This is a genomic window from Stutzerimonas sp. S1 (genome assembly GCF_025966695.1).
Classification (GTDB): domain Bacteria; phylum Pseudomonadota; class Gammaproteobacteria; order Pseudomonadales; family Pseudomonadaceae; genus Stutzerimonas.
In genome coordinates, this window is record NZ_JAOEIY010000001.1 from 396662 (window position 1) to 423270 (window position 26609).

Consider the following 26609-nt stretch of genomic DNA (forward strand, 5'->3'; position numbering starts at 1 on the left):
CCTTGACCCTCTGTTGCCTGCCGCTTAGCCTTGCCCATCAGTTCAAATCAGGATGGACCCAAGATGCTGCGTAGACTTCCCCTGGCTATTGCCGTGGCAGCCATCTTCGCCGGGACGGCCTGGGCCGAAACCCCGCTCGCCAGCAAGACCGACCTGCTCAGCGTCTATCAGGAAGCCGTCAACAACAACGCCGATCTGGCCGCCGCCCGCGCGCAGTTCCGCGCCCGCCAGGAAGTCGTGCCGCAGGCGCGCGCCGGGCTGCTGCCCAACCTCAGCGCCGGTGCCGAACTGAACGACACTGAAACGGACGTCGATACCAGCCAGGGCTCACGCTCGCTGTCACGCAGCGGCACCGTCTATCAAGCAACCCTCAGCCAGCCGATCTTCCGCGCCGACCGCTGGTTCCAGCTCAAGGCCGCCGAAGCCATCAGCGAACAGGCGGCGCTGGAATACTCGATCGCCGAGCAGGACCTGATCCTGCAGAGTGCCGAAACCTACTTCGCGGTGCTGCGGGCGCAGGACAACCTGGCGGCAGTGAAGGCCGAGGAATCTGCCTTCAAGCGCCAGCTGGACCAGGCCAACGAACGCTTCGAAGTGGGTCTGTCCGACCGCACCGACATGCTCGAGGCCCAGGCCGGTTTCGACACCGCACGCGCCAACCGCATGATCGCCCAGCGCCAGGTCGACGATGCCTTTCAGGCGCTCTACACCCTGACAAACCGCGAATACCCCGCGCTGGAGGGCATCCAGCACACCCTGCCGGTACTGCCGCCGACACCCAACGACGCCGGCGCCTGGGTCGATACCGCGACGCGGCAGAATCTCAACCTGCTGGCGGTGAACTATGCAGTGACCGCCGCGGAGCAAACCCTGCGCCAGCGCCGTGCCGGCCATGCGCCAACCGTCGATGCGGTGGCTGCCTATCGCAAAGGCGACAATGACAGCCTGGGCTTCACCAACAGCGGAATGAGCGACGCTCTGCCGGGCTACCCGCGCTATACCGGCGACGCCGAGCAGCGCAGCATCGGCCTGCAACTGAACATCCCCTTGTACAGTGGCGGCCTGACCAGCTCGCAGAGCCGCGAAGCCTTCCATCAGCTCAGCCAGAGCGAACAACAGCGCGAAAGCCTGCGGCGCCAGGTGGTGGAAGCCACGCGCAATCTGCATCGCGCGGTGAACACCGATATCGAGCAGGTGCAGGCGCGCCGCCAGTCGATCATCTCCAACCAGAGCGCGCTGGAAGCCACCGAAATCGGCTATCAGGTCGGCACCCGCAACATCGTCGACGTGCTCGATACCCAGCGTCGGCTATATGCCGCCGTGCGCGACTACAACAACGCGCGCTACGCCTACATCCTCGACAACCTGCGGCTGAAGCAGGCCGCAGGCACGCTCAGCCCAAGCGATCTGCAACAGCTGGCGGCCTACCTGAAGCCGGACTACAACCCGGATACCGACTTCCTGCCGCCCGACCTGCCGCAGACCATAGGCCAGCCGGTGCGAGTGGACTACTGAGCGCTACCGAAGCCCATCGGTGCCGCGGCGAAACCTTTCGATCCCGCGCCCCGTGGGCTTCACGCAACTAATGAAGCAGCCGCTGCAAGCCGCCCAGCAAGCGCTCGAGCGCGCCCTGATTGGCCTTGAGCACGCTCAACCCCCCATCGCGCATCCGCCGCACCCGGGCGGGGTCCCGCCACAGTTCGCTCACCGCGCTCGTCAACTCCCCGGCGTCTTTCACCTCGCGCAACGCGCCCGCATCGCGCAGCTGGGCCGATATCTCGAGAAAGTTGAACAGGTGCGGACCGCTGAGTACCGGCTTGCCCAGCGCCGCCGGCTCCAACAGGTTGTGCCCGCCATTGGGCACCAGACTGCCGCCGACGAAGGCAACGTCGGCCAGCGCATAAAGAAACAACAGCTCGCCCATGGTATCGCCGACCAATACCTGGGCCTGAGCGGTAACCGCTTCTTCCCGGGAGCGCCGAACGGTAGCAAAACCCTCCCGGCGACACAGCTCGACCACCGTAGCGAAGCGCTCCGGATGTCGCGGTACCAGCACCAGCAACGCCTGCGGATGTTCGGCCAGCAGCTGCCGGTGGGCGGCCAGGATGACCTCGTCCTCGCCAGCATGGGTGCTGGCGGCAATCCATAGCGGCCGCTCCAGCGCCGACCACTGCTGGCGCAGGTCGGTTGCACGCGCCAGCAGCGCAGGGTCGATGATCAGGTCGAACTTGATTGAGCCGGTCACCTCGACGCACTCGCTATGCGCACCGAGCTGGCGAAAGCGCTCGGCCTCTGCCGCGGTCTGCACCGCGAGCAGGCTAAGCTCGCCCAGCATCGGCGCGGTCAGTCGGCCGAAACGTGCGTAGCCGCGGGCCGAGCGCACCGACAGGCGGGCATTGGCGAGCGCCACCGGGATACCACGGCGCGCGCACTGATGAATATGGTTGGGCCAGAGCTCGGTTTCCATCACCACCGCCAGTCGTGGCTGTAGCCGATTGAGAAAGCGCGCCGCCGCCCAGGGCAAGTCGTAAGGCAGGTAGCAGTGCTGCACGCTGTCGCCGAACAGCGCCTGGATGCGCTCGGAACCGGTTGGTGTCATGCAGGTGACAGTGATCGGCAGCTGCGGGTAACGCGCCATCAGCGCGCGAATCATCGGCGCCGCAGCGATGCTTTCGCCCACCGAAACCGCATGCACCCAGATGCCTCCCGGCCGGAACGGCGGCAGTCCGACGGCGAAGCGCTCGCCGATGCGGCGCGAATACGCCGGCGCGCGCCAGGCGCGCCAGAGCAGACGCAGGAAGACCAGCGGCAGACCGAGATGAAACAGCAGGCTGTAGAGGGTGCGATTCATGGGGGCGGAGTTTACTCGAAAGCTGGATCGCCTCGCGCCCACCATCCGCTTCCGCACCGGGCGGGCTGAGGTCCTCAGAGGTCGCCTACGGCTTCCAGATTCAAGCGCGCGGGTATCTGCCACTTCGGTGCCGCCGCTTGTGGCCACCGCGGTCCGGTTATACTGCCGGCCTGTCTAGCCCAGCGAGGTCCGCTAATGCCCGAATCCCTCAGCACCGACGTCCTGATCGTTGGCGGCGGCGTCGCCGGTCTCTGGCTCAATGCACGTCTGCGTCGTCAGGGCTTTGCCACCCTGTTGGTCGACAGAGGCGCATTGGGCGGCGGCCAGAGCGTGAAGTCCCAGGGCATCATCCACGGCGGCACCAAATACGCGCTGCACGGTGCACTGACCGGCGCCTCCGAGGCCATCGCCGACATGCCACGCCGCTGGCGCGAGGCGCTCGAGGGGCACGGCGAACTGGACCTGCGCGGCGTGCGCCTGCTCTCCGATGCACACTATCTGTGGTCACCGGGCACCCTGACCGGCAATCTCACCAGCTTCTTCGCCAGCAAGGCCGTCCGTTCGCGGGTCGGCCAGGTCAAGGGCGCCGAGCTGCCGCCGGCGCTGCAACATCCCGGCTTCAAGGGCAAGGTGTACCGCCTTAGCGAGCTGGTGTTGGACGTGCCCAGCCTGATCGCTCGCCTGGCCGAGCTGGCCGGCGATAGCCTGCTGGCCGGCCAGCAGATCGAGCCGCTGCGCGACGGGGCCGAGCTGGTCGGCCTGCGCGTCGATGGTCGCGAAATCCGTGCCCAGCGCATCGTCTTCAGCGCGGGCGGCGGGACCGCCGAGCTGCTCGCCGCGCTCGGCCTGCAGCAGCCGGCCATGCAGCGCCGCCCGCTGCACATGGTCATCGTCAAGGCGCCTACGCTCAAGCCGCTCTACGCCCATTGCCTGGGCGGCGGCACCAAGCCGCGGATCACCGTGACCAGCCACCCGACAGCCGACGGCGAGTGGGTCTGGTATCTCGGTGGCGATCTGGCCGAAGCCGATGGCGTGGCGCGGGACGAAGCCCGCCAGATCGCTGTAGCAAAAAAGGAACTGGCCGAACTGGTGCCCTGGATTGACTTGTCCGCTGCGCACTGGGCCACGCTGCGCATCGATCGCGCCGAACCGGCGCAGTCGGCCCTCGCGCGCCCGGACAATGCCTTCCTCGCCGAGCACGGCCGTCTGCTGATCGGCTGGCCGACCAAACTGGCGCTGTCGCCCGATCTAGCCGACCGCGTCGAAGCCGCCCTCGCCCGCGATGGCATCCGTCCCAGCCAGCATCCGGCGCTACCGGAACTGCCAAGGCCACCGCTGACCGGGCCGTTCTGGGAGGGCTTGCTGCCATGAGCGCGACCCTGCACGGCCTGCACCGGCCGCTCGGCAGCACCGGCTTGACGATCTCGCCACTGGGTCTGGGGACCGTCAAACTGGGGCGCGACCAGGGCGTGAAGTACCCCAACGGTTTTTCCATTCCCGACGACGCGCAGGCGCGCCAGCTGCTGGCGCTCGCCCGCGAACTGGGCATCAACCTGATCGATACCGCCCCCGCCTATGGCGTTAGCGAGGAGCGCCTGGGCCCGTTGCTCGCCGGCCAGCGCGACGACTGGGTGATCGTCAGCAAGGTCGGCGAGGAGTTCGAGAATGGCCTGTCGCGCTTCGATTTTTCCGCGGCGCACACACGCTTTTCCGTCGAGCGTAGCCTAAAGCGCCTACACACCGACCGCCTCGAGCTGGTGCTGGTACATTCCGACGGCAACGACCTCGACATTCTGCAACACAGCGCCGTCTACCAGACCCTCGCCGAGCTCAAGCGCGAAGGCAAGATTCTCGCCTATGGGCTCTCCGGCAAGACCGTCGCTGGCGGGCTGCTGGCGCTGCAGCAGGGCGACTGTGCGATGGTCACCTACAACCTCAACGAGCAGGCCGAACGCCCGGTACTGGACTACGCCGCGACCCACGGCAAGGGCATCCTGATCAAGAAGGCGCTGGCCAGCGGCCACGCCTGTCTCAAACCGGGAGAGGATCCGGTACGCCGCAGCTTCGAGCTGCTGTTCAGCCATCCGGGCGTCAGTGGCGCGATCATCGGCACTATCAACCCACAGCACCTGACGGATAACGTACGCACTGCAGCTGCCGTTCTTACCGGCAACTGACGGTTTGCTGAGCTAGGCTCTTCCATTCGCTTGCAAGGCAACGAACTGCAACCGTCCACGCCCACCCCGACGCAAAGGAGGAGGCGAATGCCGAACATTCTCGTACGCAAGAATCCCACCGCGTTCAAGACCTTACCGCTGTACGTCGAGGCCGGCCATGACAGTCTGAGCTACCAGAGCCTGGGCCGGCCGCTGAATTTCGCCGAGGTCATCGAGCGCCGGCGCCCGGTTGAGGTGGCCGATCCGGGCCGCTTCGCCATCGAGCTGGCCAATCTGGGCGTCTCGGTCCGCCTGACCCTCTGCTGGCAGGGCCGGGAATACTGGGTACTGGTCCGGCAGCAGCGCCTGGACCGCGGCGACGTGGTGCTCAAGCTGATCTCCGGTTACGTGCCGGCGCATGAGCTGAATCTGCCATTGCTGACCGCCATCCAGGAGATTGCCGAAGAATGCCTGCTGGAAACGCCAGAAGGCTGGCTTGGCGGACGCTTCGGCGACACCTGGCTGCCGACACCTTACGAAGGTGCCCTGCGTTACCGGGAGGCGGTGCACTTCAAACTCGCCTCGCAGTCCGGCGCCACGCGCCCAGTGCATTGCGGCAACATGGTGCTGATGGAACGTCCGCGCGCCTATGTGCACCTGCCGACAGCCTCGCTGCAGCTGGTCTACGACATGCGTCTGGAGCTGCCGAAGGAGGCGCGCCAGCTCAGCCTGTTCCACGTCGACGAACGCCTCGAGGAGGGCCAGCTGGTAGCTCGACTGGAGCGCGGAAAGCCCGACCTCTATCTGCTTCCTCTGCACCAGGGTCAACCCCAGGATCAGCTCCTGCAACTGCGCAACGGCCAATTCAGCCCGGTGAGCACGCGCGGACTGTGGCTGTCGGAAAGCTTCGCGCCGCAGGACGGCTGGGTGGTACGCGAGGAGCGTGTTCGCTGGAGGGACTGGTGGGCCGCCAGGCCGGTGGCGGCAGCGCGCTAGGCGCTCCCCAGACGACTCCGCAGAAAGCGGCGGCGTCCCTGCCGGTGGCTGTCAGCGGCTGCGGATCTTCTCGACAATGGCGGTGGTCGAGCTGTTTTCCACCAGACCCAGCACCTTCACCGCGCCGCCATAGGCCTTCACCAGTTCGGCACCGACCACCTGCTCGACACCGTAGTCGCCGCCCTTGACCAGCACATCGGGACGGACCTGGGCCAGCAGGTTTTCCGGCGTGTCTTCGGCGAAGCACACCACCCAATCCACCGCCTCCAGCCCGGCCAGTACCGCCATGCGACGATCCACCGAATTGATCGGTCGGCCCGGACCTTTCAGACGACTCACCGAGGCATCGTCGTTGACCGCGACGATCAGCCGGTCGCCCTGCGCACGCGCCTGCTCGAGATAGGTCACATGCCCAGCATGCAGGATGTCAAAACAACCGTTGGTGAAGACGATCTTCTCGCCTTGGGCACGGGCATCCCCGACGACAGTCAGCAGTTGCTCGACGGTCATCACGCCGCGTTCCGAGCCTTCCTCGCGCTGCACCGCGCGACGCAGCTCCGGCGCACTGATGGCAGCGGTACCCAGCTTGCCGACCACGATGCCGGCCGCCAGGTTGGCCAATGCCACCGCCTGAGGCAGCTCCTCGCCGGCGGCCAGGGCGGCAGCGAGAGTGGAAATCACCGTATCGCCGGCCCCTGTGACGTCGAACACCTCACGCGCCCGTGCCGGCAAGTGCAGCGGCGCATGATCGGGACGCAGGAGGGTCATGCCATGCTCGCCACGGGTGACCAGCAAGGCGCCGAGATCCAGCTTGCGCATCAGCTCCGCGCCCTTGGCCACCAGCTCGGCCTCATCGGCACAATGACCAACGATCGCCTCGAATTCGCCAAGGTTCGGCGTGATCAGCGAGGCGCCTCGATAAATCTCGAAGTCTTTACCCTTGGGGTCGGCAAGCACCGGAATGCCACGGTGCCGCGCCGCCTGGATCAGCGCCTGATGGTTCTTCAGCGCGCCCTTGCCGTAGTCAGACAGCACCAGCACCTTGACCCCGGCCAGCAAGCCTTCCACCTCGGCCAGCAAGGCCGCCGGATCAGTGTCGAACGATTCCTCGAAATCCATCCGCAGCAATTGCTGATGCCGGCTCATCACGCGTAGCTTGACGATGGTGGGCTGGTGCTCGATGCATTGGAAATGCGCTTCCACACCGGCGGCAGCGAGGCTGTCGGCCAGGCTCTGACGCGCCTCGTCCTCGCCGGTCACACCGACCAGTCGGGCAGGCGCGCCCAGAGCGGCGATGTTCAACGCAACGTTGGCCGCGCCACCGGGGCGATCCTCGATCTGCTCGACCTTGACCACCGGCACCGGTGCCTCGGGCGAGATGCGCGACGTACCGCCATGCCAGTAACGGTCGAGCATGACATCGCCCACTACCAGAACCGGGGCGTGGTCAAAACGGGGCATGGACAGTTTCATGAAGAGCTCCGGCGGGCAGAAAAAAACGGCGGGATCATAGCATGCGACCGGCGAGTTACCGGGCTATAGCTCGCGCACCCAGAAAAGCTCGTGCCGGCGCACGGCCTTGCGGAAGAACTCGTCGTCGCCGGTGCGCGGCCAGCGGCGGCCGACAAGGACAGCCTGGATCAGCCGGCGCAGGCGTTTCTTGAGTGGTAGCGGGCCCTGCAAATCATGTTGCATGCCCAGCGCCAGCGCCTTGTTCAGCCGCGCCTCGGCACCCAACGTGGGACTCCACAGGCGATCCGCAGGCAGCGCTTCAATCGCCGGCGGCAGTGCGACCCCACCCTCGGCCGGCCCCATCGGCCAGCGATCATTGTCGTGCAGATGATTAGCGTAGAGCAGTAACGCCTCAGGCATCCACTCGCCCTCCTCGATCGCCTGATACAACGCACGCGTGGCTGCGACATGATCGGCATGCGGATCGAGTTCGGGATGTGGCGTAACCACCACCTCAGGGCGGAAGTGCTCCAACAGCGCGCGCAGGTCGGCCTGAAGGTTCCGCCAGCTGGGCAGGCCATCGGTATCGGCAGGCAGTGAAAGCGGATTGTGCTGGCGCACGTTACGGATATCCAGCTCGCCCGACTCGCGGGAAGCGAACGCGCGCCCCGGTTCTTCGGCCATAGCCGGTAGCTGCAAACAGTAGTAGCCGAGCTGCACGCAACGCGCCTGCGGCACGCCTCCCCAAAGCGGAACAGCCAGACTGTCCCAGGCGCGCAGGCGCCCTTTCAGCCGAGCCGCGGCGGCTGGGTCCAGACCAAGGCGCCGGTAGCCTTCCGCCTCGATCTCGCCCTGGGTCAAAGTCACGATCATGACATCACGCGCGCGACTGTACAGACCGAAGGCTGCCAGTTCGGCATCGTCAGCGTGCGGCGCGATGATCAGCAGGCGACGCTCGGCATAGTCCGGATTACGCATCGCATGCAGCGTTGCATCGCTCGGCAGCCGGCAGAAGCGCCCGCGAATGCGAAGGGCACCCTGGCAAAGCAGTTCATGCTGACCTGACAGATTGAGATAGCGCCGCCCCGCGACGCCACGCTCGAAGTCCTGCCGGTCAGCATCGATCCATACCTGCGGATCCAGCCAGCGGCCGAGCCAGGACGCCTGCAGTTGTACCTCGAGAACCAGCGTATCAGCAGGCTGGAAATCGCCTGGCAGCACCAACCGCCCGCCTTCAATGAGCACGGGGTAGTGCATGGCATCGGCCGGAAACTCGTACCTGTAATCGTCCTGGGGACGATAGAACAGATGGTCGGCGAACCATGCCTCGTGGGCAATCCAGCCCAGCACCAGCAGCAGCGGCACCAGCCACCAGCTGACCAGCACGCCAATGAGCAACAACGAAATGAGCGCGATCAGCAGCGCGATACGCTTGTTCTTGCGGTGGCGTTTAAGCAGCTGCTGCTTGCGTGCGCTCATGGCTCATACCTGATAAACCGGAACTCGGTTGCACCAGCGGTCCTTGTACTCACGGTCCGCACGGCCGAAGGAATACCGCAGCGGCTTGCCCAGCGCACGCGCCTCGGTCCAGGCCGCCTGGGTGTTAACAAAACTGAGCACGCTGCCCGGGCTGAAATCACGCTGCTGCGGATCGACGCCGCCGTTGATGTACTCGATCGACACCCACTTCGGCGCCTCCACCCGATAGAGAATCTGGATGGCGATCGGCTGCTCGTCGAGAAACACCACCGACCCGATCATGAACTCGCGAAGTAGCTCGAACACTTCCTGCAAGTGAGCTTTGCCAGGCGCCTCGAAGTTCCACCGTCGCTGAAACAGCTCGGCATAGATTGCCGCCTGCTCCGCTGCCGAGAAGTCGAGCATCGGACGCAGCACGCCTCCCGCTTCCTCCAGCTGGCGCTGCTCGCGACGCTGGTTGTAGCGGAATTTCTTCGAGTACTCCTCCGGCTCACGCGCCAGTGCCAGACCTTCTGGCTGCTCACGAAGCGTGCTGATACGGCCCGCATTGAGTTCGGATACATAGCGCATGCGCTGGCGTACCGGGACGCTCGCCTGCTCGGCCACCGGCAGGATGATCTCGGCATTGCCCAGGTCGAACAGGCCGCGCTTGCCGGTCTTTTTCAGAACATCCTTGGAGAGCGCCAGGTGCCGGCCCCAGCATGGGACTGCGGCGATCCATTCACCCTGCCGCTCCCAAGCCAGGTAGCGCACCGGAATGTCCGCAAGACGCGCCAAACGCTCGATGACGTCAGGATGCGTGGCGACACTCCCCCCATAGCGCTGCCAGACTTCGGCGTAGGTCGGCGCATCGATTACGCGCCAGCCACGCTCGCGCCAACTTTGGAGGAACTGCAACATTCAGGATTCCTGCTCGTCGGCCACTTCATCTTTGAACTGCGTCGCGTGGAGCCTCGCATAAGCTCCGTTGGCTGCCAGCAGCTCGGCGTGGGTGCCGCGCTCGACGATGCGTCCCTGCTCCATCACCAGAATCAGATCGGCTTTCTCGATGGTGCTCAGGCGATGGGCGATGACCAGCGTGGTGCGACCTTGCATGACATGATCCAACGCACCCTGGATATGCCGCTCGGATTCGGTATCCAGCGCCGACGTCGCCTCGTCAAGAATCAGCACTGGGGCGTTCTTCAACAGCGCACGAGCGATCGCCAGACGTTGACGCTGGCCTCCGGAAAGCAATACGCCATTCTCCCCGACCTGGGTGTCATAACCCTGTGGCATCTGCTGAATGAACTCATCGGCGTAGGCCGCCTCCGCCGCACGCCGGATGTCCTCGATCGGCGCGCCCGCCAGATCGCCGTAGGCAATGTTGTTGGCAACCGAGTCGTTGAACAGCGTGACCTGCTGCGTCACCAGCGCGATATGACGGCGCAGATTGCGCAGCGTGTAATCCTCCACCTCCACACCGTCCAGCAATATCTGCCCCTGATCATGGTGGTAGAAGCGCGGAATAAGATTCGCCAACGTCGACTTGCCGCTACCCGAGCGCCCGACCAGCGCAACCATCTGCCCGGGCTCGACGGTGAAGTTGATGTCCTGCAGCACCTGCTTGTCGCTGCCGGGATAGACGAAGTTGAGGCCACTGACCTGCAGATGACCGGCGACCCGTTCGCGCTCTAGCGTTCCACTGTCTCTTTCCGGCTGCTCGTCGAGTTGTTCAAAGATGCTCTCGGCGCCCGAAACACCTTTCTGAATCGTCGAACTGACCTCGGAAAGTTGTCTGATCGGCTTGGGCAGCAGACCCGCAAGAGTGATGTAGGCCACCAGGTCGCCCGCTGATGCGTCACCACGCATGAACAGCACCAGAAACATCAGCACAGCCATGGCACTGTAGATCACGAGTTGCAGCGTGGGTGTATAGACCGCGTTGGTCTTAGTCATACGCAGTTGCTTGGCCGTGTTGTCCCGACTGGCGCCCATGAAGCGAGCCTGCTCGTAGGCCTCGCCACCAAAACTGCGCACCACCCGATAGCCTTGAATGGTTTCTGAAGCGACGTGCGTCACGTCGCCCATCGCGACCTGAATCTTCTTGCTCTGCTTGCGAAACTTCTTGCTGGCGCTGGCCACCATCACCCCGATCACCGGGAGGATCGCCACCATCACCATGGTCAGTTTCCAGTTCATCCACAGCAACGTGGCGAACAGGAAGATCACCGTCATACCCTCGCGCACCACCACCTTGATCGCATCGGTGGCCGCCCCGGTGACCATGGTCACGTTGTAGGTGATCCGCGAGATCAGGTGTCCGGAGTTGTGGCTGTCGAAATAGCGGTTGGGCAGCGTCAGCAAGTTGTTGAACAGCGCGATGCGCAGGTCGTGCACTAAGCCCAGCGACACTCTGGCCAGAAAATAATTGCCGAGATAGGAGCCGATGCCCTGCAGCAAAGCGATAAGAACGATCAGCATGGGCACAAGCTGAACGAGGTTCAGATCGCTTAGATAAGGTACATCGGGGAACAGGCTCGCCTCGGGATTGGCGAGGCCATCAACAAAATACTTGAGAATGTAGCCAAGCATCGGCTGGGTGGACGAGAAGATTAGAAATCCCAGAATACTGATAACGAACAGGCTCCAGTACGGCAAGACATACCTCAGCAACCGCAGGTACACTTTCAGACTGGATTGCTGGTTGGAATCGGCCATTGGCAAGCCTCATACGACTGGCTAGAGGAACAAGATGCGGATTGTATCAGGACCGGAACTGCAGGATTGGCTGGAGCAGGGGACAGTGCTCGAAAAAGACAGCCGAGGACCGAAGGTCGTCCTACTGCAGAACAGCCTGATCCTTAAAATCTTCCACACGCGACGCCACCCCTGGTTCGCCAGAGCGATTCCACCGGCACAGCGCTTCGCGAAGAACGCCAGAATTTTGCACGATCTCTTTATACCAGCACCAAAAGTTGTCGAAACGCTATGGCTGGACCGTGCAAAAGGACTCAGCGCATGCATCTACGAACCCCTTCCTGGAATATCGCTGGAAACATTATTCAAAGACAAACCAAACCAAATGGAGAACTTGATCCCAGCATTTGCCTCGTTCGTTTTAAAATTACATCGACAAGGCATCTACTTCCGCTCACTGCATCTGGGAAACGTGCTCTTCCTACCTGAGGGGGGCTTTGGCTTGATTGATTTTCTCGATCTCCACAAGAAGCGACGGCGCCTGAGCAGCTGGCAAGCAAAGAGAAATCTCGAGCACTTGCAACGCTATCTACAACGTAGAAAAATTCCGGATTTCCCCATAGATAGACTAATCCAGAACTACAACACTGCTGCTCAAGCGTGCGAGTAACCCTCTAACAGTCCCAAGCAGTAAATCTTATGCTCTGCTTTTCGAGCAGAAAGAAACACACTGTAAAAGAACACCAGAGAAAACCAGAAATCGTGAAATGAACAATGTTCCGCGATTGGGTCGTATCCTCGGCGAGCAAAATCTTCTAGCTCAGCATCGCCCAGCAAGCCACCGCTCAGCACCAAGGCCAGGGCCAGATCAAATCCGGGCGGATAGAACCCGAAATTGTCCCAATCCAGAACCAGAGCTCCTCCGCCCATGTTTGGCCTGCTTAAATCCCCATGCCCAACAAATCTAGGCAGCGCCTCGCAGCGATCACGCATGATCTTAAGCAGGTCAACGTTCCCGCCCGCTCGCAGCACTACCCCCAAGGTCTTCTGAAAACAGCGCTCGAAGCCAAAGTGCAGCGACAGATCGAGCAACTCCGCAGGCACATCAGCCCCACTGACACCGAGACTTGCTAACCGGTTTGTAATCGAAACGACCTCGTCAATGTACGAGTGCTGATCAATCGGCGTGAACTCGACAAACTCGAGTCTTGCGACTACCAACCGATTTCCACCCTGCGAGCAACGCAGCGCAGGCACACGAACGTATTCGCCGCCCAATTTCGGAACTACTTGCTCATAAAAATACTGGCACTTCCGCCAATCCAATGAGTCTGCAGCATAAATTTTTTCAAAAAATAAACCACTGCTGCACGCCAACTTCCTGTAGCTATTTAACGTGTATCGCCCCTTGCCTGATCCAACGAATTCCCGTAATTCGCAAGACTCGTCAAAAGAAACTCCTGAATCAAAGCGCATCAACGCAAGCTCGTAGGCAGCATGATCATTGCGCAACGCATGCTTCTCCGCCAACTGCTTCATTTGGGAAAAATCTCCGGCAAAGCCGAAGCGTCGCATCAACGAAGAAAGAAACCGCACACTGCCCCCTAGGCAAAAACGCTGATCAATGAAGCTTTGTACCAAGCCTTACGAAAACAAGAAAAGACGCACGCAGGTCCAGCCGGAGCTTTATTTAGCCGCCAGCAGTCGATCCACTTGCTCGTAGTTTATTTTTGGAATCAGGTCGTCTGGAATACGACTATTTTTCGAGAGGTTATAGACAGCAAATTTCGAACTAACTATCTTTCTTGCCATCAGCGCGAAACTTGGAAAGATATATTCTTCATAATCATCGCCGAGCCGACTTGGCACGATCTCTCCCTTCGGATCATAAAACTGGCCAGCCTCTGGCGTCATATCCACACCGACCAGAAAAACTTTATCGAAACCCAAGTGGTAAGCCACTTGCAAAGCAGCATAGGCGATAGTTCTGCCATTGAAGTAGCCGTTCGCCATGTTTCGGCTGAACCCGATTCGATTCGGCTTCTGCCGAAAAAGCGACCACTCCACAGCGAAATCAGGATTATTTCGCACCGACCATGCGAACCGCCGATCAGTCATCGCGGCATGACCAACGGCTCGATTCACTCTTTCCAACAAGTACAGATTCTCACCGGACAATACTTCAGGGCTATGCTTCGCAACCTCATTGAACGCTGAACGACTAAGCGCCGCGTTTGCCGATAGCCTTATGCCCGTCGCTACCGCCAGCCCCTTGCGAGCTGCAACACCTTTGTCATCACACAGATAGAAAAGTGGCTTAACACCCTCCTCGACAAACCGCATGATTGATCCGTTCACAGCAATCATCGGCACATTCCGATACCACTGCATGGGAAACTGGTTGACCGAAGGTCCGGAGGCGATGATGAAGAGAGCGCCGCTAAAACGCCCTTTCAGCGCGGAAAAATCGTTAAGCCTTATCGATCCCAGGCCTTCCAACTCCTCAACCGTCAAGCCCATCGCTGTCCCTCCCTATTGATACTGCTACCTAGCGCAACCGCAATAGGAAACCAGATCCATAACCAGATCAGATTCGGTGAATGTATAAAAGAATGGAGCTCAAAAAACATAACACCGATACTGGCAAGCAATATCGAAAGACACAAGACAGAGAAATCCGAACGATCAGCCCACATCAAGTGGATAGACTTCAACAGTAACGAAACAAAAATCAGCAACCCCACAATTCCATACTGAAAGAGAACTTCCAGATAGAGACTATGGGTATTGACCACGGTCTGCCCAGGAATCTGCATTTTGCTCATTTCCACTCCGGCGCCATGGCCAAAGAGCCAGAAACCAGACATGCTATCCAGCACCATTTTCCATATAAGAGTCCGATAGCTCGTACCACGCTCCAACTCAATTGAAAATATTTCAGGAAATTTGAATCCGAGCAGCACCAGCGCGCCTAACAGTGCGCCTCCGAAGATAGCCCAGAACACAAGCCGGCCACGCAGAACCAACAAAACGAGACCACCAAGTCCCAGCGCGAGCCAGGCGCTTCGCGAATAGGTCAGAAAAACATAACCAGATATGATCAACAGGCAGCAAATCCAGAACAATCTAGCTGACGATTTCCGAGTAACCAGTACGCACCAACATGCGGTCAGGCCAGCAAATGCCATGTGCATTCCCGAAATAATCGGATTGAAAAACTCGGCAAAACCGGGAATCCCCGAGCTGTGCAAACGAAACGCCCGATAGCTGAAATCCAGCCCCCGCCTATCCAACTCAGTGACGAGCGTCACCAAGGCAGCCACACCACCCAGCGCAGCTGCTGCCTGTAGCAGACTCCGCAGCTTGGCTTCGTCCACAGCCTTCAACAACGCCACGGCACAGATGAACACGGCGAGCACGAATCCACGCCGCAGCACTTCTGATTGGCCTCCGAACATTAATACGCTAACTCCAATCCAGCATGCTAAAAGCACCAGGATGACGAGGAGGCCTTTATCCTGCGTCGTACAAACGGGCCGGCCCGCCACAAGGTAACAAAGAAAAAATGCCAGCAAAGCAAAACGCGTACTACTAGCCCAAGCGGAAGTTTCACCGGGCCACCAAAATCTTCCCAGCATTACAACCGCGACGGGAAGCAAAGCCATTAAAGGCAGCCACGGCCTAACAGAATGATTAACTTTTTCAAAAATATTCACACACTAAACCATCACGATATTACGACTAGGCAAACAACCCAAAATCGCATAGATAAAAGGAAAATTCAAAAAATTAGCGATCCGATATTTCTGCAGCTTTCAACAGGAACTGGCTGGCTAGAAAAATATTCCTGCCAACCCTCGAACTCCGTCCACTCACTGACAAATATAAAATCCAAACCAGCATTGATCGCACTTAGATAATCGAAACGGCTATCCCCTAAGAACAGTGCGGGCAACCCTATATTTTTACGGTCAATTTCGCGCGCGAGAATTTCACCCTTATCTGCTGGACTCCCGTATATCCCACCATTAAAAAGAGATGAAAGCCCTCTAATTGCGAAGATTTCACGCAACTCCCCCTGATCGCCACCTGAAACAATCATCCAATTACTATTCGGCAGCGCGGCCCTAAGACTCTCGAGCCCCTCAGCCACTTGACAGGTAAGTAAACCTTCTCGGACGTGCTCGGCATAACGAGACAGGAGCCCATCCAGCTCATCGACGCTCGCGTGCCGGACAATACTAGTAAGAAAATATTCGAACTTCTTATATCTGGAAATACCACCATTGGCGACGTGATACTTTACGAGAGCAGTTGCCGCCTCGGCACCAAAAGGCAGTGCCGCCTGGTAAAAGGCATCGGTCTTTACGCGATTTGAGTCCAGTATTACCCCATCACAATCAAAGACGAGCGAGTGATAGTCAGTAAGGGCACGCATCATAATTCTCGCTCGCGAATCACCGCCTCGGCACGTGCGACGTCCTCTGGGTTGTCCACGGCCACGGATTGCGCGGAAAGCTCGATCATGCGCACATCCCAACCCAGTTCCAGGAAGCGCAGTATCTCGATATCTTCCAGATTCTCTAGCGGCGTTTTCGCTGGGTGGGATGCGAAATCCTCCAGAGCCCGTCGGGGAAATGCATAAACGCAGACCTGCCGCCACGCGCACGCGAAAGAGTGAGACTTGTTACCTGGAATAGGCGCACGGGACATATACAGCAACCGGCCGTCAGGGCGCATGACCACCTTAGGAGTGCTACTACTGTGGTACATGGCTTCACTGTCGATCACACAAAAGCCATTGAGGATCTCACCCGGATGGGAGCTCAAACAGTCCAGAAACCTCGTCAGATCCTCAGGGTTGAATACTGGTTCGTCTCCCTGAACGTTGATGAACACATCGGCCGTTAATTGATCCGCGCATTCGGCGACCCGGTCAGTTCCCGTCAGGCAGTCGCTTGACGTCATCAGAACGTTGATTCCATGCGCGCGGCACGCAGCCTCGATGCGCAAGTCATCGGTAGCAACATACACACGCTCTGGCGGGCACGCCTGAATACATTGCCTATAGGTACGCACCACCATCGGTACACCAAGGAGGTTGATCAACGGCTTACCTGGAAGACGGGTGGACTCGAAGCGTGCCGGAATGATTACTGCATAATTGGGAAGTTCAGAAGGCATTGTTATTCACAGCGCATAAATGGAGCCACAAGGGACCTGATAACGAGTCGGGGTAACTGCCAGCAGCTCAGGCGCAGACGGAACACGCTGATAGGCTTCAAGCATCTGATTGACTTCCAGTGTTCGAGGATCATCCGCCGAGTAGCCATCAAAGCCTGCCAACAGTATCCGAGACGCCTCTCCGCTCGCTGCAACAGCCAGCGCATAAGCAGCAACCAGCGACGTAGGCAGGATGCAGTGCTGCCGTGCGAAGCTGAAGTGCCCAGACTGTACGGCGATTCCAAAGTCGAGCATCTTCTTGCCCTCCAGCGCCGCCCGCACTTCCGCCGGAAGCATATGCGCTGGTGTAATCAAGGGCTGCGGCAGTCGCCTGTGTTCGCGACAGTCAGCCATCAGACGGAAGGGATGGCATGCGGCGCGGGCATCAATTAACTCTCCCGCGACGTCGCCTTGTGTGTTCAGAGCAATTACGAACGGCTTGGCCCGTTGAATGTAGTCCTCCAACCCCTGCCGGTGACGAGCCACTCCTGGCCCACTACCAAGCAGAAGAACCTCCCGGCCAGCGATCAGCTCCCTTGGTGACCAGGTGCCTTGTGGCTCGCCGGAATAGAAATGGCGCGCGGACTCCAAGGTTCCCGGATTGAACTTCTTCCCACCCTGATGTTTAAGGAAGTCGATGACGACCAAAAGGTCCTCTTCCGCGTAACGCGAGTCGGCAAGCATTTCTTGAATGTAGGTCGGATGAATCCCGTAGATACCTGCCAGAAAATAGTACGGGTTGGTACCCCACCCATGACGCTGCTGAAGCGGCTGCAAATGCCGCGAAATCAGATTAAACAACGGCGCCACGTTCACGGGCCGACTCCGTTTCGCCATCAGCTCAATGACCAAATACTCGGTGCGGACGTTACCTGGACCTCGCCCCATCCCGGTGACGGTGCTGTCTAACCAGCTGACTCCATCGTCGAGCGCCCGCAAGGTGTTCGCCAGGGCCATGGCGCAGTTGTCGTGAGTATGGATACCCAAGGCGCCCTGCCACCCGCGACGCAGCGCTTGCACAACCGCTGAAGTCTGGTCCGGCGAAAGGCTGCCCATGCTGTCGGCAAAATATAAGACGTCCAGCGAATGCCCCTGAGCCAAGCGGGCAAGACGTTCTACTTCCTGCGGATCGCGGTCAGCAATCTGCATCAGATTTATGCCCACCGAATAGCCTTGCTCGCAAAGCCAGTCGCACGCAGAGAGAGCCGCCTCGAACTCATGGATGTGGCAAGCCAACCGCACCAACTGCACGGGCGATTGCTCAGCTGGAGTGAATAGGTGACGCAGTGCAGGCAACATGCCATCGGCATGTCCGAGTACCTCGCTGGCATTCACCATGACTCCGATCTTCAAACCGTCGGGTACGTTCAGGCTTCGCAGGAAGCTGTCGGTGGTATATGCGAACGCGCCACGGAAACCCGAGGCCGGAAACCCCCGAAAGCCTAGCTCCACATAATCGATGGAAATGGCGGCCATCGCCTGCAGATAGTCCTGAACCAGAGCCTCGTCGAAATCCCAATTGTTGTAGTAGCCACCATCTCGGAGTGTGCAATCGAGCAACACCGTCCGCTGATCACTCATTGGTTTGCCCTCTCACTTCACTCTGCCGACATTCAAGCCCCGCAGGAGGTAGGAATACACCGTCACAACGCCCCGAAGTAAGCAACTGCTCAAGCAGATCGATGTTCTGTTGCAAGCCATGACTAGCCGCTGCGAGATGATGTTGAGCGAACTGTTCGGCAACCAGAACGCTCGCCGGATACTCAACCTCCTTCTCGCGAATCCGTCGTTCCAACTCATCAACTGCGCAGATGCAGGGACCAAAAAAACGCTCTTGATCAAAGATATCCGGCTGCCCACTGCAGTTGACATAAATTACCGGCCGCCGGGCTAGCGCTGCCTCGATCACAGCGTTGGACATAATATTGATCACAATAGAGGCGCGACCCAGCGCTTCGGCCAGACCGCATTCGCTCGGCAAGACCTGCAGATTGGGCATAACATCCGCGGCCTCGTGCCAGAACGGCACCCGGCTGCGCGGGTGTGCCTTGATCAGCACCTCATGATCAGGATTTCGCTCGGCCCAACTACGAATCAGCTCGTAGGTACGGGTGTAGCCCGGCTCCTTCTCCTTGTCGGGTCCCACCCCGAGAACCAGAACAACCCGACGATCAGCACTCGCAGGCGCCAGATCGAAAGCATCGTCGATCATGTGGGAACCCGCCATTACCGCGGTAGACGCACCAAATCTCAGCTTTCGCCGCTGTAAGGCTTCAAGGGAGCTGCGCCCGAACAGAAAATAGTAGTCGTAGTCATTCATTCCCAAACGCTGCGAGCCCTCAACCGTCGTTGCATGAGCCAGATGAATCAGGAGCCCACGCTGAGCGTTCAATGCAAGACGCAGAAATGGCGCGTAGAGACTTCCATTGCGGTCATTAAGCAATATCCGCGGCCTGTGATGCAGGACCAGCCATTGAGCGTAAGCGGCATATCCGAGATAGCGTAATGGGACTCGCTGTGGTGGCCGTGCAAGTAATCGATACGCAAGAATTGTCTTCGGTTGCTGCAGGGCTGTTTCGATCAACGAATGCCCTCGCTGACGAAGCGCCTCCATCAACAGTCGTTTTCGGTGAAACGCGATAACCTTCGGAGCAGACTGCAGCAGCAGAAAGTCACAGGGTTCGGCCTTGATTTCCTGGCTCAGACGGAAATAAGCGCGCAGCCCGAATAGCACATCATTAATCACATCCCGACTGAAGCGCAGCGCACTTCCCAGCCGACCATGCTCCTCGCGCAATACGCGCCATCGATATCGATCCAGCTCCCGCGCTTTAAGGCGCCATGCATCTACGAGCAGCGTCACTACGCGGCCTCCGGATGAAAACCATCTTTATCGATCCGCCAACTTTTCTGACACGCCAAAGCCTGAGCCTCGTCATAGCTCATCACGTCGCCAAGTGACGCCCAGTTTTTCTTCCAAACCAAGAAGTGCAGGTATGGGAATTTCCTATCCCCATCCTTGGAGTTACGAAGACACCCTTCACTCCATACCCAGTAAGAGGGGTAATCTTGTGTACCGTCAGTCCACGGCCTAATGCCATTAGGCGTGCTGAATGCCTCCTTGAACTCCGCAACACGACGCCAGCGATTAAACAACCCAACGAACACAAAAAGTGGTTTAGGAAAGTTCTTTCGCCAAAGAAATATTCGACTGAACCCTCCTTCATCTAAGGCATGATTTTTCGGATCCTCGGCACGCCGTACAAAATCAGGAATTTTCCAAAAAAGCTTATTCACCTCAGGGGCATTACGCAAAAGACAAAGATGCCCAGAAACACGCCGTTCATGCGTCGCAAGCAGTTTGTAGCGACTCAAGCGCTCCCTCGTGAAATAAGCACGCAAGTCGCCATAAATCACATCCAGATCGCTAAACCCCCAAAAGTCATACTCCGCAACATCCGCCTCATGTAGGAACCCCAGGGCCGGCTTGAGATCACACAACTTATAAGGATTGGACGGCCGAAAATGTATGCCTAGGCGGGCAGATATAAAACCACAATAGTCATCAAATGTAGTGAAACGCTGTTGCACATTATTCGGAAGGCATTTCAATTGATCACAATCACCAATCAATAGCCAATTAACATCCTGGTTAGCTCGGCAGCTCTCGATAAAAAACGGCATCCAAAACGGCCACCTCCCAAAGTATGGAATTATTATAATAATACTTGGGTTTTTTCTCATTAAGCGCTACTCCCAATACTCACCGAGGCGCCAGAATCGCACTCTCGAAACGGCATCGGTAAATTGTTCTTGTATGCGAATCAGCTGCCTAGAAGTTATCTCACGGAATTGCAGCTCATTTTTTGAAGCAATATCTACGAGACTAGTAGCCAAGGCCTTAGGGTCCGCCGACTGAAAAAACTGCTCGGCATAACCAACCACCTCCTTTCCGCCACCAGTGTCGTTACAGATCACCGGCACGTTTGCCGCCATCGCCTCAAGAAGAACCATCCCGAATGGCTCATGGTCTGAACTCAAAGCAAAGACGTCGAACGCCCTGAAGTAACGCCGTCCGTGACGAATCTGACCCAAGAAGCGAACCTGCTTATCTATACCAAGCTCGACTACCAACGCCTTTAGCGACGACTCCAGAGGGCCGCTTCCCATGATCGCCAGCAGACTACCGGTCGGCAGTTGAGGTAGCGCCAATGCGAAGCCGCGAATCAGGGTAGCCTGATCCTTATCAGGGTGTAGTCGACCCACATTACCGACCACCCAAGCATCCTGGGGTAGCTGCAGCAATGTGCGAGCTTCTTCACGAGACACCTGTTCAGCCTGCACCGCCTCGATATCGATGCGGTTGTACAGCGTTTCTATGCGTTCGGCAGGCCAGCTCGTCAGGCAGGCGCGGATGTCATCGCGTACGGCGTTGGAAACACCCAACAAGGTCAGACGCTTGCGATAGAAGTTGGCGAACAACTGACGGGAACGGCGCTGGTAATCGCCAAAGGCATGGTGCACGCCGATTACCGGTAGCGTAGTGCCTAGTAGCGCCACGTAGATCGGTTTGAATCGATGTGCGATACAGAAAGCGAAAGTGCGTGTCGTGGCAATCTTTCGAATATCGCGGATCGCCCGCAACTTCAAACCACGTACGTCACGGCTGCTGTAATCGAGGAAGATCACCTCGTCCGAAGCCGAGCCTCGCACCACCTCATCGCTTGGGGCCCCGATGAGGTAAACGGTGCAAACTTTGTATGGCGTGCCAACGAAAAGCGCGGCGTACTGCCGCGCACAATCGAGAAAGGGTCCGTCATAGCTGTGGCAGAACTGCAGCACCCACTGCTCAGACGCCGTCATACCAATCCTTCCCGTCCTTGACCACGAGAATGTCCTCCATGATCAGGTACTGCAGGTCGGAACCGTAGAACATATCCAGCGCATCGGTCGGCGAGCAGATCATCGGTTCGCCGCGACGGTTGAGCGAGGTGTTCAATGACACGCCGTTGCCGGTGAGTTTCTCCAGTTCAAGCATCAGGTCGTACCAGCGAGGATTGTGGCGGCGCTCCAATACTTGGGCGCGCGATGTACCGTCCTCGTGCACCACTTCGCCAACGCGGGACTTCCACTCCTCATTGACCTCGAAGGTAAAAGTCATGAATGGGCTCGGATGGTCGACCTTGAGCATCTGTGGCGCAACCGTGTCGAGCATGGACGGACAGAAGGGTCTCCAGCGCTCGCGGAACTTGATCTGCTCGTTAATGCGATCAGCCACGCCCGGCACGCTCGGACAGCCAATGATCGAACGGCCGCCAAGGGCGCGCGGGCCGAACTCCATGCGTCCCTGGAACCAGGCCACGGGGTTGCCGTCCGCCATGATTCGAGCGATGCGCTCGGGGGTGTTGGCGATCTGCTTGAACACCGGCTTGTTCGGGTGCCGGGCACAGGCAGCGATAACGTCTTCGTTGGAATAAGACGGGCCGAGATAGACGTGCTCCATCTTCTCCACCGGTACTCCGCGCTGGACCGATACATACGCCGCTGCACCGACGGCGGTACCGGCATCGCCCGAGGCCGGCTGAACGAACAGTTCCTTGACCTCGTCACGGGCGATGATCTTCTGGTTGAGCTTGACGTTAAGCGCGCAGCCGCCAGCGAAGGCGATCTTGCCAGTTTGCTTGATGATGTCGCCCAGATAGTAATCCATCATCTCAAGCGCGAGCTTCTCGAACAGCGCCTGCATGGCGGCCGCGTAATGGATGTAGGGATCGTCGGCGATGTCGCCTTCGCGCTTGGGCCCCAGCCACTCGATCAGCTTGGGCGAGAAGTAGTAGCCCTTGCCTTTTTCCTTGTAACGACGGAAGCCGATGACGTTGGCGTACTCGGTGTTGATGGTCAGCTCGCCGTTCTCGAATTTGGCCAGCCGCGAGAAGTCGTACTTGGCAGCATCACCGTACGGCGCCATGCCCATCACCTTGAATTCGCCGTCAAGCATCTCGAAGCCGAGGAATTCGGTGATTGCACCGTACAGGCCACCCAGCGAATCCGGATCGTAGAATTCCTTGATCTTGTGGATACGGCCATTCTCGCCATAGCCGAAGAAGGTGGTGGCGTACTCGCCCTTGCCGTCGATGCCGAGGATCGCGGTCTTCTCAGTGAAGCCGGAGCAGTGGTAGGCGCTGGAGGCGTGGGCCAGGTGATGCTCGACCGGCTGGATCTTGATCTTCTTAAGGTCGAAGCCCAGTTGCTGCAGGCACCATTCGATGCGCTTCTTGTAGCGGTAGTAGCGGCGGTTGCCCATGAGAATGGCATCCAGCGCACGGTCCGGTGCATACCAGTAGCGCTTGGCATAGTGCCAGCGCGCCTTCTCGAAGATGCTGATCGGCGCGAACGGAATAGCCACCACATCGACGTCACTCGGCTTGATGCCCGCCTGCTCCAGACAGAACTTGGCGGACTCGTAGGGCATACGGTTCTTGGCGTGCTTGTCGCGCACGAAGCGCTCTTCTTCGACAGCAGCGATCAATTTGCCATCGATATAAAGCGCCGCGGAAGGGTCATGGCTGAGAGCGCCGGACAAACCGAGAATCGTCAGTGCCACGGAGAAGCCTCTTGAATGAGTGATGGCGCAAGGCTATCACGGAACCGATAAACACGGCCGTTACGGACGGTCGCACACAAAGCGGCAAATTATACCGACACCATTGGCCTGGAAGCATCAGTAGGAACGGCGCAGCGCCTGCCAGGCTACGAACGGCAGCGCCAGAACTATCTGATGCGACGATTCATGGCTGTGGCAAGCGCGCATCGAGCAGGCGATGCAAAGCCGAGTCAGCCGGCCAGTTGCGCAGAAAGCGCGCCCGATCACGGGCATAGGCGCGAACGAACGCAGCATCGCTCCTGTGCTGCCGTACCGCATCGAGATCAATCAGGGACCAGCGACCGTTTTCCCAGAACAGATTGTGCCCCTTGAGGTCGCCGTGGCTGATGCGATCGCGAATCAGGCTGGCAAAGAGACGGTCGAGCGCCTGCAGCTCGTCTTCTGGAGGGGTAGCGTCCAGATATCGCTGCCAGTGGGCGATGATATCCGGCCCATCCAGCACCTCGGTCACCAGCCACGCCGGGCCTCGTAGCCACAACCAGCGGCGCTCGATCACAGCCAGCAGGCGAGGCGTGGCGATCCCGAGAAAATCGAGGCGATTGCCTTCGACCCAACTGTGCCAAGCACGGCTGGGCCGCCAGAAGCGCTTTAGCCAATGCAGCGGGTTCTTGATGTTGTAGCGCTTGATCAGCAGCGCCCGGCCATCCAGCTCGGTTCGCGCGACCGTTGCCGCGCCCCCGGTCTTGAACAGCTTGCCCCGCGCGATGAACCCATCCGGATCGGCCAACACCGCCCGCAAACCGGGTTCTTCATCGCGCCGCACGACCCGCGCACCGAACGCCCCGATACACGCGCTGAACAGCGTGCAGTCGCGGGCGATCTTTTTCAGGTAATCACGCAGACGCCAGGTACGCGTCTGGTGAATCTCCTTGAGTAGCGCTTCCAGCGGCAACGCATGCGCGCTGTTGGCGAGCAGATAATGCACCAGCAACTCTTCGATGAACGGCTCGATCTCGGCCGGCAACTGGGCAAAGAAGACGCCCAGGTTTTCCAGCACCCGCTCGCGCGACAACGGACTACCTGGCGTCTCGGCCTTCACCCCGCCGCCATCGACTACGTAGAGCCGACCGTCCAACTTAAGCAAGTTGTCCAGATGAAGATCAGCCTGCCAGATGCCATGCGCATGCATATGAGCAATCAGCTCCAGCGCCTCCGCTAGCACGAGCTGTTGAGCATCAGACAGCAGGGTTTCTCGTTCCAGCTCCCGCCAAGACTCCCAAAGACTTCGAGCGCCCTCAAGGTAATTGAAGGTCAACCACCCTCCCTCGCCTTCAAGCCACCCTTCATCCAGCAGCACAGGAGTACGCATACCCTGCTCGCTCAAGAGAGCTGCCCCTTCACGCTCTCGCTGGAAATGTCGGGCGGCTTTGTCGCCGACCAACAACTTGACCAATACCGGCTGTCCGTTCCGGATCGCCCGTCCGACATAACGCTGCCCCGGCAATACTCGCAACCAGGTATCAATGAGCAGCGCCGAGGCACCCGCCCCTTCCGCCGTCACGTTGAGCTCGAGAGGTAGCGAAGGATGACGACCGGATCTCGCCAGGTCGCTGAGCTTCAGTCGATTCATTCGCGCCCCTCAAAATACTTCAGCACCGCCCGCAGCTTAGCCTTGTCACTGGCGTCCAGTTTCTGGCGGCCACTGTACTGAAGATAGAAGCGCAAGCGCTGGGTACGCCGGAGCGTGTACTTAGCCACCTTATCCAGACACGCCAGGTCCTTGATCACTCGCCGCTCTAGAAACGGCCCCCACCAGAAGTCGCCGGTCGGGCAATCAATGAAATACAGCCGCCCCTGCCGATCCACCAGCAGATTGCGCCACTTCAAGTCGTTATGAGCGAACCGGTGTTCATGTAGCGTTCTGGTCGCGGTGGCAAGTTCGCGACTGATCCTGTCAACCCAGTGAGGATCTGCCAGGCGTGGATCCTTGTTCGCCGCCATTGCGGCCAGGTCTATCGCCCCCTCCAGCTCCCGCGTGATCAACGCGCCGCGTGAAAAGGCACCACACCTGCGCTCTACGCCATAAGCCACGATGGATGCAGTCAGAATGCCCCATTGTGAAAATCGCTGAAGATTCAGCCATTCAACTTCAATGCGCGGCCGGCGAAAGTAGGTGCGCAACCGAGAGCCAATCGCCCTGTAGCGCTTGACGTAATAGCGCACACCAGCAATCTCAACCCTGAGAACATCAGAAATGGAGTCCCGGGTAATGCGCTCCCCCTCGAGGGCGAAAACGCTTGCCAGGCTACCGAAGTCCGGACTCAGATCGGCATATGCTGGCTCGAGAACCCAGCGACTCGTCAAAGCGCATCCCCATAGCGCTGCTTGCGCGCCTGCAGTTTTTCCGCCTTGCGCTGCAGCCAGGCCAGCAAGGCGACCTCGTCATGAAGAATCTCGCGCAGCGGCCGCTGAAAGTAATCACGCAGAAAGCGTAACTTGTCACGCCGGGTCAGGCCGATCTCCAGCGCCGAGAAGTACAGCCCGGCCAGGTCCTTGTCGCGCCAGCGGCGCGGCGTCTGGCCACGCGTCTGCGCGCGGTGCAGGTCAATCAGCGACAAGCGGAAATCACGCGCTGTAACGGGCTTGTCGGTGTGCAGCAGAAAGTGACAGATATAGAAGTCCCGATGATTCACACCGGCGCGGTGCATGGTACCGGCCATGCGGGCGACTTCGGCGATCAGTGCGCGCTTGAGCGCCGGTAACGGCGGCTGCTCGCGCCAGTTCACCGAGAAATCCTCGAGGCTGACGGTCGGCGCAAGCTCTTCGGTGATGATGAACGAATGCTGGCTGGCCGGATTGGCCCCGCGCTCACCATAAGCCACCGCGGTCATGGTCGGCACGCCGACTTCGTGCAGACGCTGGATCGCCCGCCATTCCTGGCCGGCGCCGAGCACGGGCGCCTTGGCAGTCAGCAGATTCTTGGCGATCTCGCCCCAGCCGATACCTCGATGAATCTTGACGAAGTAGCCGCGTCCGGCGACTTCGGTCCGCAGCGTGCGGCGCCCCTCCAGCTCGCGATAGACCTGACCCTGCAGGCGCTCGACTTCGACGAAGGGATCCTTGTCCTGCCAGAGACTCTTGAACGGTTCCGCTAGCATCAGGCGCATAG

Annotated in this window: 23 protein-coding genes; 5 read left to right on the top strand and 18 right to left on the bottom strand. The window is 59.4% G+C overall.

Features of this window, described 5'->3' with window-relative positions:
• Nucleotides 1-63: 63 nt before the first annotated feature.
• Nucleotides 64-1515 (top strand): TolC family outer membrane protein, encoded by a 1452-nt coding sequence (locus tag N8H22_RS01860; protein ID WP_264588922.1) that lies wholly within the window; start codon nucleotides 64-66, stop codon nucleotides 1513-1515.
• Nucleotides 1516-1582: 67 nt separating this feature from the next.
• Here the strand turns inward: N8H22_RS01860 and waaA are convergent, their stop codons facing one another.
• The gene (gene waaA / locus N8H22_RS01865; protein ID WP_264588923.1) at nucleotides 1583-2851 is read right to left on the bottom strand and encodes a lipid IV(A) 3-deoxy-D-manno-octulosonic acid transferase; all 1269 of its coding nucleotides are present in this window, start codon (nucleotides 2849-2851) and stop codon (nucleotides 1583-1585) included.
• 195 nt (nucleotides 2852-3046) lie between these two features.
• Here waaA and N8H22_RS01870 point away from each other — a divergent pair, with 195 nt between their 5' ends.
• The 3 genes from N8H22_RS01870 to N8H22_RS01880 all read left to right on the top strand — a co-directional run bounded on the left by N8H22_RS01870 (nucleotide 3047) and on the right by N8H22_RS01880 (nucleotide 6003).
• Nucleotides 3047-4222, top strand: coding sequence for an FAD-dependent oxidoreductase (locus N8H22_RS01870; protein ID WP_264588924.1), 1176 nt, complete (start codon nucleotides 3047-3049; stop codon nucleotides 4220-4222).
• Nucleotides 4219-5028: an aldo/keto reductase gene (locus N8H22_RS01875; RefSeq protein WP_264588925.1), complete on the top strand. Its 810-nt coding sequence runs from the start codon at nucleotides 4219-4221 to the stop codon at nucleotides 5026-5028. Before N8H22_RS01870 ends, N8H22_RS01875 begins: the two co-directional genes overlap by 4 nt.
• 87 nt (nucleotides 5029-5115) lie before the next feature.
• Complete coding sequence (locus N8H22_RS01880; protein WP_264588926.1) at nucleotides 5116-6003, top strand: metal ABC transporter ATPase; 888 nt, start codon at nucleotides 5116-5118, stop codon at nucleotides 6001-6003.
• Nucleotides 6004-6054: 51 nt separating this feature from the next.
• Here the strand turns inward: N8H22_RS01880 and hldE are convergent, their stop codons facing one another.
• The 4 genes from hldE to msbA form a co-directional block, all read right to left on the bottom strand.
• Entirely contained in the window at nucleotides 6055-7476 is a 1422-nt protein-coding gene (gene hldE / locus N8H22_RS01885; RefSeq protein WP_264588927.1) for a bifunctional D-glycero-beta-D-manno-heptose-7-phosphate kinase/D-glycero-beta-D-manno-heptose 1-phosphate adenylyltransferase HldE, read from the bottom strand.
• A gap of 63 nt (nucleotides 7477-7539) precedes the next feature.
• A complete protein-coding gene (locus tag N8H22_RS01890) occupies nucleotides 7540-8934 on the bottom strand; it encodes a PIG-L family deacetylase (protein ID WP_264588928.1) in 1395 nt (464 codons plus the stop codon).
• Nucleotides 8935-8937: 3 nt separating this feature from the next.
• Nucleotides 8938-9834, bottom strand: coding sequence for an antimicrobial resistance protein Mig-14 (locus N8H22_RS01895; protein WP_264588929.1), 897 nt, complete (start codon nucleotides 9832-9834; stop codon nucleotides 8938-8940).
• Entirely contained in the window at nucleotides 9835-11634 is a 1800-nt protein-coding gene (gene msbA / locus N8H22_RS01900) for a lipid A export permease/ATP-binding protein MsbA (protein ID WP_264588930.1), read from the bottom strand.
• Nucleotides 11635-11668: 34 nt separating this feature from the next.
• On the opposite strand from msbA, the gene N8H22_RS01905 reads away from it, so the two are divergent.
• Nucleotides 11669-12283, top strand: a complete 615-nt coding sequence (locus N8H22_RS01905) for a lipopolysaccharide kinase InaA family protein (protein WP_264588931.1) — start codon at nucleotides 11669-11671, stop codon at nucleotides 12281-12283.
• On the opposite strand, the gene N8H22_RS01910 is transcribed toward N8H22_RS01905, so the two are convergent.
• From N8H22_RS01910 to rfaP, 13 genes are all read right to left on the bottom strand, one after another.
• Nucleotides 12268-13152, bottom strand: a complete 885-nt coding sequence (locus N8H22_RS01910) for a phosphotransferase (RefSeq protein ID WP_264588932.1) — start codon at nucleotides 13150-13152, stop codon at nucleotides 12268-12270. The two genes, N8H22_RS01905 and N8H22_RS01910, sit on opposite strands and share 16 nt — an antisense overlap.
• 147 nt (nucleotides 13153-13299) lie before the next feature.
• Nucleotides 13300-14133 carry a lipopolysaccharide core biosynthesis protein gene (locus tag N8H22_RS01915; protein ID WP_264588933.1) on the bottom strand — a complete coding sequence of 278 codons (834 nt, stop codon included), beginning with the start codon at nucleotides 14131-14133 and terminating at the stop codon, nucleotides 13300-13302.
• Nucleotides 14124-15329: an O-antigen ligase family protein gene (locus N8H22_RS20095; RefSeq protein WP_264588934.1), complete on the bottom strand. Its 1206-nt coding sequence runs from the start codon at nucleotides 15327-15329 to the stop codon at nucleotides 14124-14126. The genes N8H22_RS01915 and N8H22_RS20095 overlap by 10 nt, the downstream gene beginning before the upstream one ends.
• Before the next feature lie 65 nt (nucleotides 15330-15394).
• Nucleotides 15395-16051: an HAD family hydrolase gene (locus tag N8H22_RS01925; RefSeq protein WP_346658357.1), complete on the bottom strand. Its 657-nt coding sequence runs from the start codon at nucleotides 16049-16051 to the stop codon at nucleotides 15395-15397.
• Nucleotides 16051-16797: a 3-deoxy-manno-octulosonate cytidylyltransferase gene (locus N8H22_RS01930; protein ID WP_264588936.1), complete on the bottom strand. Its 747-nt coding sequence runs from the start codon at nucleotides 16795-16797 to the stop codon at nucleotides 16051-16053. Before N8H22_RS01930 ends, N8H22_RS01925 begins: the two co-directional genes overlap by 1 nt.
• Before the next feature lie 6 nt (nucleotides 16798-16803).
• A complete protein-coding gene (locus tag N8H22_RS01935) occupies nucleotides 16804-18417 on the bottom strand; it encodes an aldolase catalytic domain-containing protein (protein ID WP_264588937.1) in 1614 nt (537 codons plus the stop codon).
• Complete coding sequence (locus N8H22_RS01940; RefSeq protein WP_264588938.1) at nucleotides 18410-19699, bottom strand: capsule biosynthesis protein; 1290 nt, start codon at nucleotides 19697-19699, stop codon at nucleotides 18410-18412. The genes N8H22_RS01935 and N8H22_RS01940 overlap by 8 nt, the downstream gene beginning before the upstream one ends.
• Entirely contained in the window at nucleotides 19699-20580 is an 882-nt protein-coding gene (locus N8H22_RS01945; RefSeq protein WP_264588939.1) for a DUF6625 family protein, read from the bottom strand. The genes N8H22_RS01940 and N8H22_RS01945 overlap by 1 nt, the downstream gene beginning before the upstream one ends.
• 6 nt (nucleotides 20581-20586) lie before the next feature.
• Nucleotides 20587-21699, bottom strand: coding sequence for a glycosyltransferase (locus N8H22_RS01950; protein ID WP_264588940.1), 1113 nt, complete (start codon nucleotides 21697-21699; stop codon nucleotides 20587-20589).
• Nucleotides 21686-23440 (bottom strand): carbamoyltransferase, encoded by a 1755-nt coding sequence (locus N8H22_RS01955; RefSeq protein WP_264588941.1) that lies wholly within the window; start codon nucleotides 23438-23440, stop codon nucleotides 21686-21688. The genes N8H22_RS01950 and N8H22_RS01955 overlap by 14 nt, the downstream gene beginning before the upstream one ends.
• Nucleotides 23441-23624: 184 nt before the next feature.
• Nucleotides 23625-25061: a lipopolysaccharide kinase InaA family protein gene (locus N8H22_RS01960; protein ID WP_264589328.1), complete on the bottom strand. Its 1437-nt coding sequence runs from the start codon at nucleotides 25059-25061 to the stop codon at nucleotides 23625-23627.
• A gap of 5 nt (nucleotides 25062-25066) precedes the next feature.
• Complete coding sequence (locus N8H22_RS01965) at nucleotides 25067-25804, bottom strand: lipopolysaccharide kinase InaA family protein (RefSeq protein ID WP_264588942.1); 738 nt, start codon at nucleotides 25802-25804, stop codon at nucleotides 25067-25069.
• Complete coding sequence (gene rfaP / locus N8H22_RS01970) at nucleotides 25801-26607, bottom strand: lipopolysaccharide core heptose(I) kinase RfaP (protein ID WP_264588943.1); 807 nt, start codon at nucleotides 26605-26607, stop codon at nucleotides 25801-25803. The genes N8H22_RS01965 and rfaP overlap by 4 nt, the downstream gene beginning before the upstream one ends.
• Nucleotides 26608-26609: the final 2 nt, after the last annotated feature.

Coding starts and splice junctions, on each gene's coding strand:
- N8H22_RS01860 (WP_264588922.1), top strand. CDS start 64: ATGCTGCGTAGACTTCCCCTGGCTATTGCCGTGGCAGCCATCTTCGCC.
- waaA (WP_264588923.1), bottom strand. CDS start 2,851: ATGAATCGCACCCTCTACAGCCTGCTGTTTCATCTCGGTCTGCCGCTG.
- N8H22_RS01870 (WP_264588924.1), top strand. CDS start 3,047: ATGCCCGAATCCCTCAGCACCGACGTCCTGATCGTTGGCGGCGGCGTC.
- N8H22_RS01875 (WP_264588925.1), top strand. CDS start 4,219: ATGAGCGCGACCCTGCACGGCCTGCACCGGCCGCTCGGCAGCACCGGC.
- N8H22_RS01880 (WP_264588926.1), top strand. CDS start 5,116: ATGCCGAACATTCTCGTACGCAAGAATCCCACCGCGTTCAAGACCTTA.
- hldE (WP_264588927.1), bottom strand. CDS start 7,476: ATGAAACTGTCCATGCCCCGTTTTGACCACGCCCCGGTTCTGGTAGTG.
- N8H22_RS01890 (WP_264588928.1), bottom strand. CDS start 8,934: ATGAGCGCACGCAAGCAGCAGCTGCTTAAACGCCACCGCAAGAACAAG.
- N8H22_RS01895 (WP_264588929.1), bottom strand. CDS start 9,834: ATGTTGCAGTTCCTCCAAAGTTGGCGCGAGCGTGGCTGGCGCGTAATC.
- msbA (WP_264588930.1), bottom strand. CDS start 11,634: ATGGCCGATTCCAACCAGCAATCCAGTCTGAAAGTGTACCTGCGGTTG.
- N8H22_RS01905 (WP_264588931.1), top strand. CDS start 11,669: ATGCGGATTGTATCAGGACCGGAACTGCAGGATTGGCTGGAGCAGGGG.
- N8H22_RS01910 (WP_264588932.1), bottom strand. CDS start 13,152: ATGAAGCAGTTGGCGGAGAAGCATGCGTTGCGCAATGATCATGCTGCC.
- N8H22_RS01915 (WP_264588933.1), bottom strand. CDS start 14,133: ATGGGCTTGACGGTTGAGGAGTTGGAAGGCCTGGGATCGATAAGGCTT.
- N8H22_RS01925 (WP_346658357.1), bottom strand. CDS start 16,051: ATGCGTGCCCTTACTGACTATCACTCGCTCGTCTTTGATTGTGATGGG.
- N8H22_RS01930 (WP_264588936.1), bottom strand. CDS start 16,797: ATGCCTTCTGAACTTCCCAATTATGCAGTAATCATTCCGGCACGCTTC.
- N8H22_RS01935 (WP_264588937.1), bottom strand. CDS start 18,417: ATGAGTGATCAGCGGACGGTGTTGCTCGATTGCACACTCCGAGATGGT.
- N8H22_RS01945 (WP_264588939.1), bottom strand. CDS start 20,580: ATGAGAAAAAACCCAAGTATTATTATAATAATTCCATACTTTGGGAGG.
- N8H22_RS01950 (WP_264588940.1), bottom strand. CDS start 21,699: ATGACGGCGTCTGAGCAGTGGGTGCTGCAGTTCTGCCACAGCTATGAC.
- rfaP (WP_264588943.1), bottom strand. CDS start 26,607: ATGCGCCTGATGCTAGCGGAACCGTTCAAGAGTCTCTGGCAGGACAAG.